We start from the raw sequence: 16,040 nt of genomic DNA, 5'->3' as shown, positions 1-16,040 counted from the left end.
ATTAATAGTATCTTTAAACTAACATAATGTCTGTTTTGTAGATAAATCTATTTTATAGTTTAGTGTTTTAATTATTTCATTTTAGGAAAATTGTGCATGCAACTAACTTTTGCTGAATTTTTCCACATTTTAATTAGTAGGGAGCGAAGGAATTTTTTAAAATTACCGTGTCATTTGGCAGAAAATGCTTTTTGATTAAATTGTTTTTCAAGGTAAATCAGGCTGGCCTTGAGCCGTGCAGGGTGTGTTTACACATAATAATTGCTTGTTTAACCTATTCTTTTGTTTACATCCTTCTTCATCGTTCTTCTCACTAAATCTGTCTTTTTATTTTTCATAGATTTTAATCGGACGTATCCTTTTCATGATATTGTGGGACTAGATTTTAAGTGAAAGGCTGAAATGGGGTATGGTGCAGCTGTTGCCTTTTTTGTGTTCGGGATTTATTTGCTAAATTGTTCCCTACTTCAGCATGATAAAAAGGTTATCAGGCCTTATACGCAGTAAATAATAATTATGGAATTTGGAGTTCATCGAGTCATTGGTGTAGCGCAGGAGCCTTCCGAAATTACGGATGCAACAGCAAAAGAAAATTATGTTGTTCTTTTTGTGTCAAAGGGTGGCTGTAGCGTGGAAATCAATAATCAGATTACAGAAATCGAAGAATTCTGTTTGGTGCTAATTCCAAGAGGAATAAAAATTGAAGCCAACCCAGATGAGCAGCGATCGTTTCTTATTATTTATTTTTCGGAAAGTTTTTTTGCACGTACGGAGATAGATACCGCTTTTCTGCATAATTTTAAATCATTCAATAAGAACGAATTTACCTACCGTGTACTGCGTGTTCCTGCAGAGTATGCAAGCTATTATGAATTTGTAAGCATGCAGCTTAAGCTCTCTAAGCAGAATTATAATCTTGCAATTTATCGTGAATTAGCGCATAATATCGTTAAACAGATTGTGCTGCTTGCGGCAATTTCTGCTGAAGATAGGCCGTCAAATGGATTAGTGGGTCAAGGTGCTGATGCAAAGCTGATAACACTCTTTCAGGAGCTGATCAAAAAATATGTAAAACAAGAAAAACAGGTCGCTTTCTATGCCGAACAACTCCATGTCGGAAATAAAAAATTAACCAACCTAACTAAAGAAATTTTGGGAGCAACGCCAAAAGAACTTATCATCAAAGAATTGCTGCGTGTGAGTAAAAAGCTTATCGTTGAATCTTCTCTGAGTATTAAACAGATTGCTTGGGAACTTGGTTATGCTGATGTCAATAACTTCAGTACTTTCTTCTCAAAGGAGACCAACCTGACGCCGACCGAGTACCGAAAAAGGTGGCAGAAATAACCCTTATAGTTAAATAACTTTTTGTTAGTTATAAACTCTTTTTGTAGTTTGCGATGTGCTGTTGTAGTTGAAGCGCTACAAGATTTGTAATTTATACTGTAGTTGTGTATTTTGCCTTATTCTCAGCTGAATTAGTTATATCTTTGCTTTAAACAGTTCGACCTTAATACTATTCGCAAAGCCATGTATTAAAGTCTTGTGACGTCTACGATGGGGCTGTTTGGTATTGATCTATTATTATTGTTTAATTATGTATAACAGAAAAAGCTTAAATCTCTTCTTGGTGGGTCTTGCAGGGATTGCGCTCTTCGGGGCAAGTTGTTCAAAAGTGAAAGATTTGTACAACGAAACCGAAAAAGGATCTGATTCATCCACCCTACTTCCTGGTGGAGGCAATATTTCAGCCGATTTTATGTGGAATTCAACACGTGCTGTAGATGTGCGCGTTGCTGTAGACGATCAATTTAGCGGTAAATACTTTTATCGTGTTGAGATTTTTGATAATGATCCGACTTTGTCTAGTGGAGCCAATCTGCTGGCTGCCGGTCAGGCGAAATCAGGTCAGGATTTTGTTGGGAAGCTGATGATTCCGACAATTGCAAAATATGTCTATTTGAGAGAAACTAGTCCTCTGGGTGTTGCTGCTATCAGCATGATTGAAGTTGGACAACAAAATACAATCGCTGTCGACGGTACAAAAGCGGGATCAAGCAGCAAAGCGAGTGTTTTGCGTGCTGCGAATACGACAAGTGTATTGGCTAGTAGTGGCTTAAAGGCGGCTGCGGTTGAGGCTACACCAGTAGTGGTCCCTTCGGACGCGATCGCGCTATCGGGCAACTCGACAATTTCAGTCGAGTCCAATAAATCTTATGTCGTCAAAGCTGGCGTGACTTTTACAGGTACAATAGATGCAAATAATGGTACGAGCAATGTAAAGATCTACGTGCAGGGATCTTGGAAAAATACAAGCTTTGAGCTAAACCTCGGAAACAACAATGGATTGTATGTTACACAGGCGGGGTCCATTGACCTCGTGAATGTTACGCAGAATACAGTGGGTGGCTTTGTTAATTATGGATCTGCTTCATTTTCCAAAATGGAAACAAAAGACAATACCTTGTATGTGAATTATGGTACTCTTACAGCTGATAAAGCGGATATCACCAATGGTAACTTTACCAACTATGGGGTAGCGACAATCCAAAATCTGAGCAGTACAACAAATGCTACAGTGATACGCAATGAAGGGACTCTTACTGTGCAAAATGCGACTTTGACAAATGCGACTTTGGAGGCAGTCTGCCATACGGCGATCAATTCATTGACAACCAATGGGGCTACGATTTCGATCGCTCAAGGCGCCTTACTGAGTTTAGATAAATTGGATGCTGGCGGTACAAAAATTAATTTGGCTAGTTCAGCTATCCTAGATGTAAAGACTTTAGCTAAATTTAACAGTCGGGCGAGTACGATGAATGGGCCTTCTTCTGGTCAAGCATTGGCTCGTCTCAAAAAGGTTGATGTAGAAAATCAGTGGATGGCTATTACATATGGTGGTAACCTAGAGGTGGCTTGCTCAGATCATACTGCTAATGGACAATGGAATACTTTTTATGTGATCAATAGTCCGGCGAAATTGGTTCCTTACGATAAGTCGACGGTGGTGATTGCAGGGACTTCCTGTAATGCTGGTGGTAATAATGCTTCTGGTGGTAACCCAAATGATCAAACGGTTACTGAAGTAAAGTTGGGTACTTATTCTTACATCTTCGAAGATAAGTGGCCCGCTAAAGGTGACTACGACATGAATGACTGTGTGTTGGATATGAACATTACCAAATTTCAAAATACAGCGAATAAAGTGACTAAAGTGGCCTTGAAAGCAAAATTAAGATCAATAGGTGCTTCGATCCGTTTTTCGACCGCTGTGCAGCTTGATGGTATCGCAACGGGAAATGTCAAAAGTGTAACGTATTCACGCAAAGATTTGGTAGGTACCGCTTTGCCTCTTGGCGCAAATGGTACGGAATCCGGACAAACGTATGCTGTGCTTCCATTATGGGATGATGCGCATAAAGCTTTCGGTGTGTCGGATACACGTTTTATCTCGACTCAATCTGGCCAATATTCGCCTGTTGAGGTGATCGTAACTGTTGAGTTTAATACACCAATAGATAACTTTACTTATGGGACATTAAATGCCTTTATTGTAAACTTCAACCAAAACCTTGCTGGCCGAAATGAGGTACACCTCGTTGGTTATAAAGCGACCGATAAAATCAATAAAAGTTTGGTATTGAAGGAAACAGGCAACCTGTTGTCGGCTACCGATCCGTTTAAGACAAAAGCGAATGAACCATTTGGTTTGTTAGTTCCAGTATCTTTTGTATATCCGTCCGAAGGACAGGCGATTACCACTGCGTACCCGCTTTTTGAATCTTGGGCGACGAGCGGTGGTAGCCAAAATACAGATTGGTATCTACATAGGAAATAATAAAATTTGCAACATCTTCATGTACCAAAGTAGTCTACTAGAAAGGAGTACTTTGGTATATGGAGATCGCTTAAATAACGCAATCCATACGCCTAAACCATTATATTCTGAAGACGTCATGAAAAAAAAGATTCTAATAATTGATGACAAACCAGCAATTGGTCAGTTGATTACACTTTATTTAAGTGCAGATTATGACTTTCGTTTCTTTAGCAATGCGATGGACGCCTATAATTGGCTGAAGGAAGGAAATGTCGTGGATTTAATTTTATCGGATTATACCATGCCGGAGATGAATGGATACGACTTGCTCATTATGATTAAGCAAAACGAGTTTCTAAAGAATATTCCGGTTATCTTTTTGTCTGGCGAGGATAGTTCCAATACGCGAATAAGCTTACTCGAAGCCGGCGCTGATGATTTTATATTAAAACCGTTCAATCCCCTTGAATTAAAACTACGGATTAAAAAAGCATTAAAATAATGCCTCAATATAGCGATTATATATACTTTGGTGATAATCTCGAAACTTTTGATTATTTTCATCAACAAGTCCAAGATATCTTGGGTGTTGACTTGAAGTTTTTTGATTCTTTCGAAGCCATGGATATGTATTTTCAAGAGCAAGAAGGGCAGTTTTTTTCTGTGGTATTCTACGAGAAAAGCAAAAGCCTAAGTAAAGATTTATCATGGTTGAAAAAGCTTGTCCAACATGGAAAAGATACATTGCTGATCTTGATAGGAAATGATCTTTCGCGTTTTGAGAAACAATCTTATTTTGAGGCTGGTATTACAAATACCATTAGTCCACGGGCGCATGCAGATGTTTTTGAGTCAATTAGAAAATACATAAGGCTATATTTTGAGGCGACAACGCAGACTGAAAAATTTGAAACAGCAAACACTTCTTTTCCTCAAATAGGAATTCCGCTGGGAAAAAGATTGTTTGATATTGCAGTTTCTTCGATTTTAATCCTCTTACTTTCTCCGATACTGGCAATCGCTTATATTGCCATCAAATTGGAAAGTAAAGGTTCGGCAGTCTATAAGTCGAAACGGATAGGATCTGGCTATTATATGTTTGATTTTTATAAATTCAGATCCATGTACCCGGATGCTGACAAGCGTCTAAAGGAATATATGGCGCTTAATCAATATGCGGATGCATCGTTGAGCGTTAATCGTAGCACTGTCGCCACTATGATAAGCGATGGTGATGCGCAACTTTTTACGACAGATGAGCTACGTGATGTACTTATTGATGATGATACTGTTGTAAAAAGTACTAATAGTGCTGGAAGACAAAAAAAAGCGGCTTTCTTTAAACTTGAGAAAGATCCACGTGTAACCAAGGTCGGGCGTATTCTCCGTAAATATAGCATTGATGAACTGCCCCAGTTGTTTAATGTACTTAAAGGCGATATGTCTATTGTGGGTAATAGGCCCTTGCCACTCTATGAAGCCGAAATGCTGACGACAGACGATAGTGTTGAGCGATTTATGGCTCCGGCGGGTATAACGGGCCTATGGCAGGTTGAAAAGCGGGGCGATAATGGAAGTATGTCTGATCAGGAACGAATAAAACTGGATATTGATTATGCACAGCATTATTCAGTCTGGATGGATTTAAAAATATTATATAAGACGTTTTCCGCATTCATCCAAAAGGCGGATGTTTAATAACATAAATATTTATTTCGATGAACTTATTGCTTAAAAGAGCTTTTTTGCTGTTGTGTTTAGTAGCATTCGGCCTATTGCTAAAAGCACAATCTGTGATGGACCCAACGGATATGGTTGATTTTACAAAGCTGAAATTGCCGTCCTTGGAGACCCTCTATCAAAATGCCAAACAAAGTCCCGGCGTGGAAATGTATGAGGCAAAAATGGAGGCTCAGGCTAATCAGTTGATAACAGAAAAGAGAAGCTGGTTAAAATATTTCAGGGTTGGTGGATCTTGGCAGTATGGCAATATCGCGATTAATTCAGCGTTTACGAATGAATATACTCCTCTTTTCTATCAGTCTTCTGGTGTAACCCAAAGCTCCTATTACGGAACTGCCGGAGTGAATATTCCTTTGGATGATCTCTTCGATCGAGGCAATAAAATCAAACGTCAGAAGATGGAACAGCGATTTACGCAGCTGGAATTGGACAAATGGCTTGATGAGCAACGTATCCGTATCGTCAACTCCTATACGAAAGTAAAAACAGCTCTTTCTACACTCAAGAAAAAAATTGAAGATTACAATATCGCCTTAGCGAATTACAAAATGACTGAGAATGAATTTAAGTCAGGCAATGCAAATATAAGCGATCTTAATACAGCAAAGAAGTTGGAGACAGAGGCTTATGAAATTCTGAAAACCAACGAATCTATTATTACCAATGAAATCCTTACCTTAGAAATCCTGAGTAAGACAAAAATTATAAGCCAATAGCATCATGAATATTTTCCATTATATCTTTCGGGCCATTTTCAGAATTAAGTGGTGGCTGTTGATTTTGCCGCTAGGTTTTGCCTTGCTGGCGATCTACCTGACTCGTCAAATGGATCGGCAGTATAAGACTGATATTACAATTTATACAGGTGTTATTTCAAGTTATGGAAGTGATCCGGGAGAATCCAATGCTTCGCAAGACTGGAACGTGTTAAATAATTCGATCCAGAATATTATCAATACCATTAATTCGAAGGAAACGATCAAAAGGCTTTCTATGCAGCTTTATGCACGGCTTATGATTCACGGCGATCCTACTAAAGATAATGTATATATTACCGCAAAACATTACAAGGAGCTTGTCGCAATTACCCCCAAAGACGTACAGAAGTTGATTGATAAGAGCTCGGAAGAGAATACGGTAAAGAATTTGGAAAAATATGAGAAAGCAGACCGTAATAATTTTGTCTACGGTCTTTTCAACTGGAACCATCCTTATTTCAGCTATAATGCTCTCCGCGAAAATATTAAGATCAACAGGGTAGACAATAGCGATATTTTACAGATCAACTATCAGGCAAACGATCCAGGGGTTGCTTTTCAGACATTGGATATTTTGAGTAAAGTTTTTGCGATCGAATATACCAATTTGCAATTCGGCAGTACCAACAATGTCATCCGGTATTTCGAGGCTGAGCTTGAACGTATAGGCCGGGAACTTCGCGGACAGGAAGATTCTTTGACAATGTATAACGTTGAAAACCGGGTGATCAATTACGATAAACAGACGGAAGCAATTGCTTTATTGGATAAAGAGTATGAACTACGGCATCAGGATGTTTTATTTGTTTATAACAGTGCACAAGCAGCTATAAAACAATTGGAGTCGGGAATGGATGCCAATATGCGTGCGATCAAAAATAATACAGAGTTTTTGGCACGCATGAATCAGATTGCAGACATCAACTATAATATTTCAAAGATACGGACGTTGAGTGTAGATTCTCTTAAGCAAAAACAGGGCGGAGCTGATCTAGATGTACTGTCGCATGAATTGGATCAAAAGGAGAAGGGCTTCCGTTCGTTTATGGATCAATATACAGCGGAAAAATATACTAAAAACGGCTATCCAAATGCAAATTATGTAAAGCAATGGGTAGAAGAACTTCTACGTTTCAAACGCTCGGAGGCGGAACTTAATGTCGCCCGTGATTTTAAGCAGGAACTGGATCATAAATACACCCAATATTCACCTATTGGCTCTGTCTTAAAACGTAAGGAACGTGGTATATCCTTTACCGAGCAGTCTTATTTGTCAATCTTATCCAGTTTAAATGCCGCGCGGTTGAGATTAAAGAGCTTGGAAATGAATTCGGCTACGCTAAAAGTGATCAATCCGGCAAGCTTTCCGTTAAATGCACTTCCGCATAGCAGAAAATTGATTGTATTTGCTGTCTTTTTTGGGACTGTAGCATTTATACTCGGTATTTTACTTATTATTGAACTTTTTGACCGTACGCTAAGGGATAAAACGCGAACTGAACGTATTACAAAAGGGAAAGTGATTGCAGCGCTGCCAAAGCTTGGTAATAACGGTGCAAAACAGCATAAAATTGAAGAAAGAGCGATCCATGTTTTGGCCAATAGGTTATATGGTTTTTATAACAACTCGAATCCGATAAACTTTATCAACATCGTCAAGTTCTCTTCGACACTAGATTTGGGCTCACTGACAGATATTTTAACAAACTATTGGAAGGGATTGGGTATTAATGTACTAGCCTATAAAGAAGGAACTGATTTTAGTGCCGAATCGAGGGAATATCTAGTGGATGATACGTGGGCGGAAAAACTGGGCAATTATGATATTTCATTAGTCAAGCATGGCTCTATGGCATTACGTCCTATCCCTTCTCTATTTCTAGAGCGAGGAATGGCTACGCTATTGGTATTAAGAGCTGACTCGGTATGGAAAACAGAAGATGAGTTGATGTTTGCAGATCTATTGCAACGTTCTGCCGGTAAACCAATCGTAATTTGCCTGATGAACGCTGAAAAATATGTTGTGGAAGAGTTTACAGGAATGTTGCCTCCGTTTACCTTTTTGAGACGTCTGGAATATCAATTGGGTAATTTTGGTCTGACATCGTTGGGAAAATAGTGGGCTATGATGCAGTTTGATCATACAAAGTCCATGATAAGCAGTCGGCATTTGCTTTTGCTGTTTCTCATACTCGGGGGACTGGCGGGAACTTGCATTTTTATTTTTGCAGGTGTGTCATCGGCTATGGTGTTCTATATGCTGCCTGTATTTCTGTTGGTTGTTATGGTGCTGCTGTCTTCGCCAATAAGTTGTTTCTTTCTATTGTATATTGTATCCTACCTGGTGATGGGTTTTGGACGCTACATCACATTCCCACTTCCGGTAGGGGTCATACTCGATCTTTTGATCTTATTTAATTTTCTCTCGCTTGCTTTACATTTTATTCGGGGAAATCCTTTAGGCAAGGTTTACTTTAATTCTTTCCTCCTGATCTCCATCCTTTGGATGCTTTATTGCATGCTGGAGATTGTAAATCCAATGTCCACTTTTGCGAACTGGATTACGACAGTCCGTAGCATTGGAATGCATATTGTCTTATTTCAATTATTGGTCTTTATTAGTTTGGATAACATTTCCAAATTGCGCTTATTTTTTAAAGTTTGGGGCATACTTGTTCTTTTGGGAGCTTTGAAGGCTATAGGCCAAAAATATATCGGACTAGACCGATTCGAGTCTGCTTGGCTATATACATTCGGCGCTCATACGCATGTTATTTATAGTGGGATCCGCTACTTTTCGTTCTTCAGTGATGCAGCAAACTTTGGCTGCCATATGGGCTTGGCTGTGGTAGTTTTTACGATCTTAGCTATTTATGAGAAGCAGGCAAAAAGACGTTTTCTTTACATTTTTGTTGTCGCTTTTGCGGCTTACGGGCTAATGATATCCGGGACAAGGGCCGCTATTGCTGTTCCTTTTGCAGGCTTTGCTTTCTTCATTGTCCTTGTAAAGGAGTGGAAGTGGATAATCTTTGGTCTTTCTTTATTAATAATGGCTTTTGCTTTCTTTAATTTAACGACCATTGGCAATAGCAGTTCCGATATCCGTCGTATGCGGACGGCTTTCTCTTTTTCAAAGGATGCTTCCTTTAATGTTCGCTTGGAAAACCAGAAAAAAATGCGAACCTTTATGGGCGACCATCCGTTTGGTATAGGATTGGGCGGGTCTAAACATGCGAATGAAGGAGATGCAATACATGGTATCGCAACAGATTCTTCCTTCGTTTTTATATGGGTAGAAACGGGGATCTTCGGTCTTATTTGCTATATTATTTTATGTCTCACGATATTGGGATATGGCACATATTACGTGCTATTTCGACTGAAAGATAGGCGGATCAAGTCTATTGCAATGGCTTCTGTAGCCGGACTTGCAGGAATTATGGTCGCGGGGTATGCGAATGAAGTGCTCCATCAAATGCCTACTGGGCAGACCGTATACATTCTAATGGGGGTTATTATGCTTTCGCCTTATTTGGACAAAAAATTGAGTGATGACATCAGAACCGTATAAAATATCTTTCATAACGGTCAATTACAATGGATTGGCCGATACCATTTCCTTATTGGAAAGTATTCGGAATGCGAGGCTATCTTTTGCATATGAGGTTATTGTCATCGATAATGGTTCGTTAAAAGATGAATATAGTCTGATCAAACATCAATTTCCTAATATCAAAGGCTATTATAACCGAATGAACCTGGGATTTGCAGGAGGAAATAACTTGGGGCTGGAAATCGCTACTGGTGAATTTATTTATTTCTTAAATAATGATACACTGCTTCCAGAAAACGCCGATAGCGAAATTTTGGGCATGTTAGAAGTATTTGCGCTCGATTCACAAGTAGGTGGAATTTCACCTAAGATAATGTATTATCAACCCAAGGGAATGATCCAATTTGCTGGGTGTACACCGCTGACATCAATTACCCTACGTAATAAACAGATCGGTTATCGGGAACAGGACAGAGGACAATATAATAACTGTGCTGAGATTCCATATTTACATGGTGCTGCTATGTTGGTACCCAACAGAATTATCAAGGAAATTGGTGTAATGTCGGAGCTATTCTTTCTTTATTATGAGGAGCTGGATTGGAGCTGTCGGATTAATAAAAAATATAAGTTAGTATATTTTGCAGGTGCTCATATATTTCATAAAGAAAGTGCTTCGACAGGTCAGGACTCCCCATTAAAAACATTTTATCTGACACGCAACCGCTTGTTGTTTGCTTATCGAAATAGGTCGGGAATAAACCGGATTTTGGCTGTTTTTTATCTTATTGGGATAGCGAATAGCATAAGATTAATTAAATTTGTTTTTTATGGTAAGTGGAGGCATGTTGGTTCAGTATGTTCAGGTACATGGTCTGGGATTAAATTATTTTCTAAAAAGAATCTAAGCTGATGGGAACGGTTTTGTTTATTATTGAAACATTGATTTTTATTCCTTTCCTGGTTTGGATCATGTATTTCTTTGTATTTGCAGTCGGCTTTCGCATTCCTAAGAAATTATTCTTTGAACGATCGAATATTCAACATCGATTTCTTATCCTATTTCCAGCATATAAGGAGGATGCAGTAATCGTTGATAGCATACGTTCTTTTTTAAAACAAGACTATCCAAAAGAGCTTTTCGAAATTATCGTTGTTTCTGATGGTATGACGAGAGAGACAAACCAGGAACTTGAAGATTTAGGCGTTCGAATACTTATTCCTACGTATGAAAAAAGATCCAAAGCCGCTGCTCTAAATCTGACAATGAACGTTATCAAAGAAGAAGATTTTGATGGCGTGGTTATATTGGATGCTGATAATTTGGTTTCTCCAAATTATTTAGCACTTGTCAACGATTGCTTTGCATCTGGCGCGGTTGCTATCCAAACACATCGCATAGCAAAAAATAGCAATACCGATACGGCCTATCTCGATGGGATCAGTGAGGAAATAAATAATTCAATTTTTAGGCAGGGGCATGTGAACCTGGGGTTACCCGCCGCATTGACGGGTTCGGGCATGTTGTTTGAAATTAAGTGGTTTAAAAATACGATGGCTAAAATAAGCTCCATGGGTGAGGATAAAGAGCTGGAGTATTATTTGCTCTTAGATAAGATATTTACGGTTTATTTGGAAGATGTGTATGTACTAGACGAGAAAGTACAGAACCGTCGCGATCTATCCAATCAGCGAAAAAGATGGATTGCTGCTCAAATTGACACTTTTTTGAATACTTTGAAGCGATTTCGTACGATAATTCGTACCCGCAACTGGCCTATGCTCGACAAACTGATCCAATGGTCGATTCCGCCCCGCATTATTTTGCTCGGGATGGTTCCTATTTTGGGCTGTATCGTCTATTTGGTAGCTCCAGCATTGGCCTATAAATGGCTTATACTCTATGGCTTGTTTATCGTGTCACTTGCTCTGGCTATACCTAATAGATTTTATACGCGCAGGACTCTGCTCTGCTTTTTAAAATTACCATTTATTTTTATGGCAATCTTACGTAGCTTTATGGGAATCAAATCGGGACGTAATACTTTTGTGCATACACCGCATGGCGAAAAAAAAGAAGACTATAGTAATTGAGGCACAACGAATCTTTCGCCTTAATAAACACGGGATGGATTTTGTGGCATTGGAAGTAATCCGTGCGCTTCAAAAGTTGGATACCTTTAACCGGTATATTATTGCTGTTGGACCGGGAGAGGACCGCTGTTTGGAAGGTTCAGCAAATTTTGAGATTAAAGTTTTGGAAAGCTCTAATTATTTTATTTGGGAGCAACTTCTCTTACCTAACCTTATTAAAACCAGCAATGCGGATATCCTGCACTGTACCTCCAACACTGCCCCATTGGGGTTATCTATTCCCTTGGTACTTACGTTGCACGATATCATCTTTATGGAGAAAAAGATTGGTAGCAATTCGTCCATGTATCAAAACTTGGGCCGTATCTATAGGCGTTGGGTCGTGCCACGTGTATTGAAAAGGGTTCATACCGTCATCACTGTCTCTAACTTTGAAAAAAGAAATATCGAAGCGGCCTTTCCGCATCTACAGAAAAAACTTATCACAGTATATAATGGTGTAAGTTCAAGATTTAAATTGATGGATATACCTTCGGAAAGTACGTTTTTAAAGCTTGAGAAGGGGGCTTTTTGGCTTCTTTTAGGTAATACCGATCCCAAAAAAAATCTGAGGAACACCTTGATGGCTTATGCTTTTTATTTGGAGGGAAGCAAATACAAGAAAAGGTTGCTCCTGGCCGATTTAGATCATACATATTTGGAAAAACTATTAAAAGAACTTGATTTGTTGACAATAAAAGATTTTATTGTAGTCGAAGAATATATAGCTCATGACAAATTGGTTGAGGTTTACAATGGTGCTTTTGCTTTTTTGTATCCTTCTGTCCGGGAAAGTTTTGGACTTCCCTTGCTTGAAGCTATGGCTTGTGGTACACCTGTAGTTACTTCCAATACATCTGCTATTCCTGAGGTAGCCGGGGATAATGTGGTATATACGGACCCGATGGATATCAAATCCATTGCAGCAGGCATGTTGAAATTAGAAGATGAACCACAGTTCTATGGCTCGCTTGTTAGTAAAGGTTTGGCGCGAAGCGAAGCTTTCAGGTGGCAACATACAGGGAAACATACATTAGCAATATATGAAAGCGTACATTCATAATCATCCTAAGTTCAAGCGCTTACTGCACTGGTTTATCATGAATCCTGTGCGTACACGGCCGCGATGGTATGTTCGTATGCTGCAGTTTTTTTATGTTAAACGGGGGACGGGTTCGGTGATTTATGGTAGTGTGCGTCGTGATCTGGTTCCTTTTCGTACATGTATTATAGGGTCTCGATCCGTGGTCGAGTCATTTGCTGTGTTGAATAACGCTGTCGGCGATTTATTTATCGGCAACAATAGCCGAATAGGAATTTCGAATACGATCATTGGGCCAGTGACGATTGGTAATAAAGTGAATATCGGTCAAAATGTTCTTATTTCAGGATTAAACCACGCATATGAAGATGTGACCAAAGCTATTGCAGACCAAGGAGTCAGCACCGCTCCAGTGACGATTGCTGACGATGTCTGGATCGGCGGGAATGTCGTTATTTTAGCAGGTATTAGCATAGGTGAGCATGCTGTAATAGGCGCGGGCTCTGTGGTTACAAAAGATGTTCCGCCATATAGTGTTGTCGTTGGAAACCCGGCCAAAATTGTGAAAAAGTACGATTTTAATCTTAATGCCTGGATCAAACCATGAATGAAAGACCGTTGATTAGCATTATAATGCCTGTTTATAATACAGCTATGTATGTTGATCAGGCTATACAGAGCATTATTCATCAGGAATATGCTGATGTTGAACTTATACTGATCAACGACGGTTCGACCGATCAAAGTCTCTCGATACTGGAAAAATGGAGTTCATGCGATAACCGTGTCAAATTATTTTCCCAGGAAAATCAAGGCCTATCTGCTGCCAGAAATAGAGGCCTTTCTCTTGCGAACGGCCAGTATATTTATTTTATGGATAGTGATGACCTGCTGCGTGCAGATGCACTATCCATGTGTTTGGATTATTGTGAAAAGAAAGACCTCGATTTTGTTTATTTTGATGCTTCGGTTTTTGCGGATAATTCCGATAGCTCCATACTAAAGGATTTTAATTATTCCCGACAAAAAATGCCGGCTTATACTGTTTTTAGTGGGCCGGACGCATTGCAACAGCAACTGAACACAGACGACTTTTTCTCTTCAGCTTGTATGTATTTAATTCGTAAAGACATACTTGATCGTAATGGATTTGGATTTGAACCAGGTATTGTGCATGAGGATGAGTTATTTACAGTCTTATTGTATCTAGCGGCAGCTCGAGTTGCTTATATCCCACAGCAATTTTTTCAGAGGCGTGTCAGGTCGGATTCCATTATGACAAGCCGATTAAAACTTTTTAATATAACATGTTACTTCACAGTTGCCCGGCGTTTGAGGGAGTACGGATGAAAGTATTCGGATAGCAGACAAATTATTGAGTTGTATCTGCATCGTATGTTGGACGCAGTGGTATGGAAAGCACATGTGCTATCGATCGCTGAACGCTGGAAAGTATTTCTGTTGGTTTTAACGCATTGGCGAAGATATGTTTCATTTAAAACGATCGGAGTTCTACTGTTTAAGAAAGGCTTTTTGCATGGATAACATAAAAAAGGAAATCGTTTCTGGGGTATTTTTCACGGCATTGGCCAAATATGCGAATTTGGTGATTTCGCTAGTCGTTACCGCGGTTTTAGCACGATTGCTCGCACCAGATCAGTTTGGCGTAGTGGCCATAGCTACGGTGGCGATTGCTTTTCTAAATTTAATAGCTGATTTCGGACTGTCTCCTGCAGTTATACAGCACAAAGAGCTGGATCGAAAGGCATTAGGCTATTTATTTTCGCTGTCTGTATATATTGCTATCACTTTGTCAGTACTATTCTTTTTGTCTGCTGAAATTATTGAAAAATGGTATGCACAGCCCCAATTGAAACCAATCTGCCAATTACTGGCGCTAAGTCTATTTTTCTCGGGAATTACTGTAGTTCCTAATGCCTTATTTTTTCGCGATAGGTTATTTAAATCGATCGCTTTACGAAGTTTGATTGTTCAAATTATCGGCGGCGGTCTATCTATAATTGCTGCCTTTAAAGGAATGGGGGGGTACGCGCTTATTTTAAATCCGATATTCTCATCACTATTGATTTTTATTATTTCATATTTAAAGTATCCATTAAAATTTAGCCTACGTTTTCCATTTCAACCTCTTCGGCCTTTATTTTCTTATTCTATTTTTCAGTTTTTATTTAATATTATCAACTATTTCAGCAGAAATTCGGATACCCTATTAATTGGTAAATACTTGGGCATGGTACCGCTGGGGTTCTATGATAAATCTTATCGATTAATGTCCCTGCCACTTCAGAATATTACGCAGGTAATTACACCGGTAATCCATCCGATATTAAGTCAGAAGGGAAAGGATAATGGCTATCTTTATGAAGCAAATCTAAAATTAACCAGCCTATTGTCGCTGATCGGATTTCCATTATCCGCTTTCTTGTTTTATTCGGCTGATGAACTTATTTTATTATTTTTTGGACCGCAGTGGGGATTAGCTATCCCTTCTTTTAAAATATTGAGTCTAACAGTAGGGATCCAATTGGTCCTCTCGTCATCGGGCTCCATTTTTCAAACAGCAGGAGATACGAAAAGTCTGTTTATATGCGGTTTGTTTTCGGCCATATTGAATGTTGCGGGAATACTATTTGGTGTATTTTATGCTAAAAGTATTGACGCAGTAGCCATGTGTTTATTGGTTACATTTAATGTCAATTTTGTACAGGCCTACTGGCTAATGTATCGGGTGGTTTTCAAACGGAGTATGGTTGGCTTTTTCAATAGCCTATGGCGACCCATCTTTTTTGCACTCCTGCTTGGGCTCATTTTTCATTTGGTTGTAGGGTACCATTGGTCCGATAATTTAGTTTTTCGATTAGTGCTCAAAACTGCTATTTATCTTTTTTCTGTGATCTTAATGATTTGGTTCGGAGGATATCGCAATCTGCTGTTGGCATTTTTACGTAAATAGTTCATTTGAATAAA

Annotated in this window: 14 protein-coding genes; 13 read left to right on the top strand and 1 reads right to left on the bottom strand. The window is 39.1% G+C overall.

The features are described 5' to 3' along the window. The first annotated feature begins 516 nt into the window (after nt 1-516). From B3E92_RS04820 to B3E92_RS04765, 12 genes are all read left to right on the top strand, one after another. On the top strand, nt 517-1,347 hold the full coding sequence (locus B3E92_RS04820; protein ID WP_286766783.1) for a helix-turn-helix domain-containing protein: 831 nt from the start codon (nt 517-519) through the stop codon (nt 1,345-1,347). 250 nt (nt 1,348-1,597) lie between these two features. Continuing rightward, on the top strand, nt 1,598-3,841 hold the full coding sequence (locus tag B3E92_RS04815; RefSeq protein ID WP_286766784.1) for an LruC domain-containing protein: 2,244 nt from the start codon (nt 1,598-1,600) through the stop codon (nt 3,839-3,841). A 118-nt stretch (nt 3,842-3,959) separates the two neighbouring features. Continuing rightward, the gene (locus B3E92_RS04810) at nt 3,960-4,325 is read left to right on the top strand and encodes a response regulator (RefSeq protein ID WP_286895597.1); all 366 of its coding nucleotides are present in this window, start codon (nt 3,960-3,962) and stop codon (nt 4,323-4,325) included. Beyond that, on the top strand, nt 4,325-5,521 hold the full coding sequence (locus B3E92_RS04805; RefSeq protein WP_286766786.1) for a sugar transferase: 1,197 nt from the start codon (nt 4,325-4,327) through the stop codon (nt 5,519-5,521). Before B3E92_RS04810 ends, B3E92_RS04805 begins: the two co-directional genes overlap by 1 nt. A 20-nt stretch (nt 5,522-5,541) precedes the next feature. After that, nucleotides 5,542-6,282, top strand: coding sequence for a TolC family protein (locus B3E92_RS04800; protein WP_286766787.1), 741 nt, complete (start codon nt 5,542-5,544; stop codon nt 6,280-6,282). A 4-nt stretch (nt 6,283-6,286) separates the two neighbouring features. Next, nucleotides 6,287-8,443 carry a hypothetical protein gene (locus tag B3E92_RS04795; RefSeq protein WP_286766788.1) on the top strand — a complete coding sequence of 719 codons (2,157 nt, stop codon included), beginning with the start codon at nt 6,287-6,289 and terminating at the stop codon, nt 8,441-8,443. A 6-nt stretch (nt 8,444-8,449) separates the two neighbouring features. Further along, entirely contained in the window at nt 8,450-9,895 is a 1,446-nt protein-coding gene (locus tag B3E92_RS04790) for an O-antigen ligase family protein (protein WP_286766789.1), read from the top strand. Then, nucleotides 9,876-10,790, top strand: a complete 915-nt coding sequence (locus tag B3E92_RS04785; protein ID WP_286766790.1) for a glycosyltransferase family 2 protein — start codon at nt 9,876-9,878, stop codon at nt 10,788-10,790. The genes B3E92_RS04790 and B3E92_RS04785 overlap by 20 nt, the downstream gene beginning before the upstream one ends. Then, nucleotides 10,790-11,971, top strand: a complete 1,182-nt coding sequence (locus B3E92_RS04780; RefSeq protein ID WP_286766791.1) for a glycosyltransferase — start codon at nt 10,790-10,792, stop codon at nt 11,969-11,971. Before B3E92_RS04785 ends, B3E92_RS04780 begins: the two co-directional genes overlap by 1 nt. Then, a complete protein-coding gene (locus tag B3E92_RS04775; protein ID WP_286766792.1) occupies nt 11,940-13,073 on the top strand; it encodes a glycosyltransferase family 4 protein in 1,134 nt (377 codons plus the stop codon). Before B3E92_RS04780 ends, B3E92_RS04775 begins: the two co-directional genes overlap by 32 nt. Next, nucleotides 13,054-13,659, top strand: a complete 606-nt coding sequence (locus B3E92_RS04770) for an acyltransferase (RefSeq protein ID WP_286766793.1) — start codon at nt 13,054-13,056, stop codon at nt 13,657-13,659. Before B3E92_RS04775 ends, B3E92_RS04770 begins: the two co-directional genes overlap by 20 nt. After that, nucleotides 13,656-14,402, top strand: coding sequence for a glycosyltransferase (locus tag B3E92_RS04765; protein WP_286766794.1), 747 nt, complete (start codon nt 13,656-13,658; stop codon nt 14,400-14,402). The genes B3E92_RS04770 and B3E92_RS04765 overlap by 4 nt, the downstream gene beginning before the upstream one ends. A gap of 22 nt (nt 14,403-14,424) precedes the next feature. On the opposite strand, the gene B3E92_RS04760 is transcribed toward B3E92_RS04765, so the two are convergent. Continuing rightward, complete coding sequence (locus B3E92_RS04760; protein ID WP_286766795.1) at nt 14,425-14,547, bottom strand: hypothetical protein; 123 nt, start codon at nt 14,545-14,547, stop codon at nt 14,425-14,427. Between the two features lie 42 nt (nt 14,548-14,589). On the opposite strand from B3E92_RS04760, the gene B3E92_RS04755 reads away from it, so the two are divergent. Beyond that, entirely contained in the window at nt 14,590-16,026 is a 1,437-nt protein-coding gene (locus B3E92_RS04755; protein WP_286766796.1) for a lipopolysaccharide biosynthesis protein, read from the top strand. The last annotated feature ends 14 nt before the right edge of the window (nt 16,027-16,040 follow it).

This window comes from Sphingobacterium sp. UBA6317 (assembly GCF_002440385.1).
GTDB lineage: Bacteria > Bacteroidota > Bacteroidia > Sphingobacteriales > Sphingobacteriaceae > Sphingobacterium > Sphingobacterium multivorum.
Note: the sequence above shows the minus strand (reverse complement) of the source record. Positions and strands in the feature narration are given on the sequence as shown.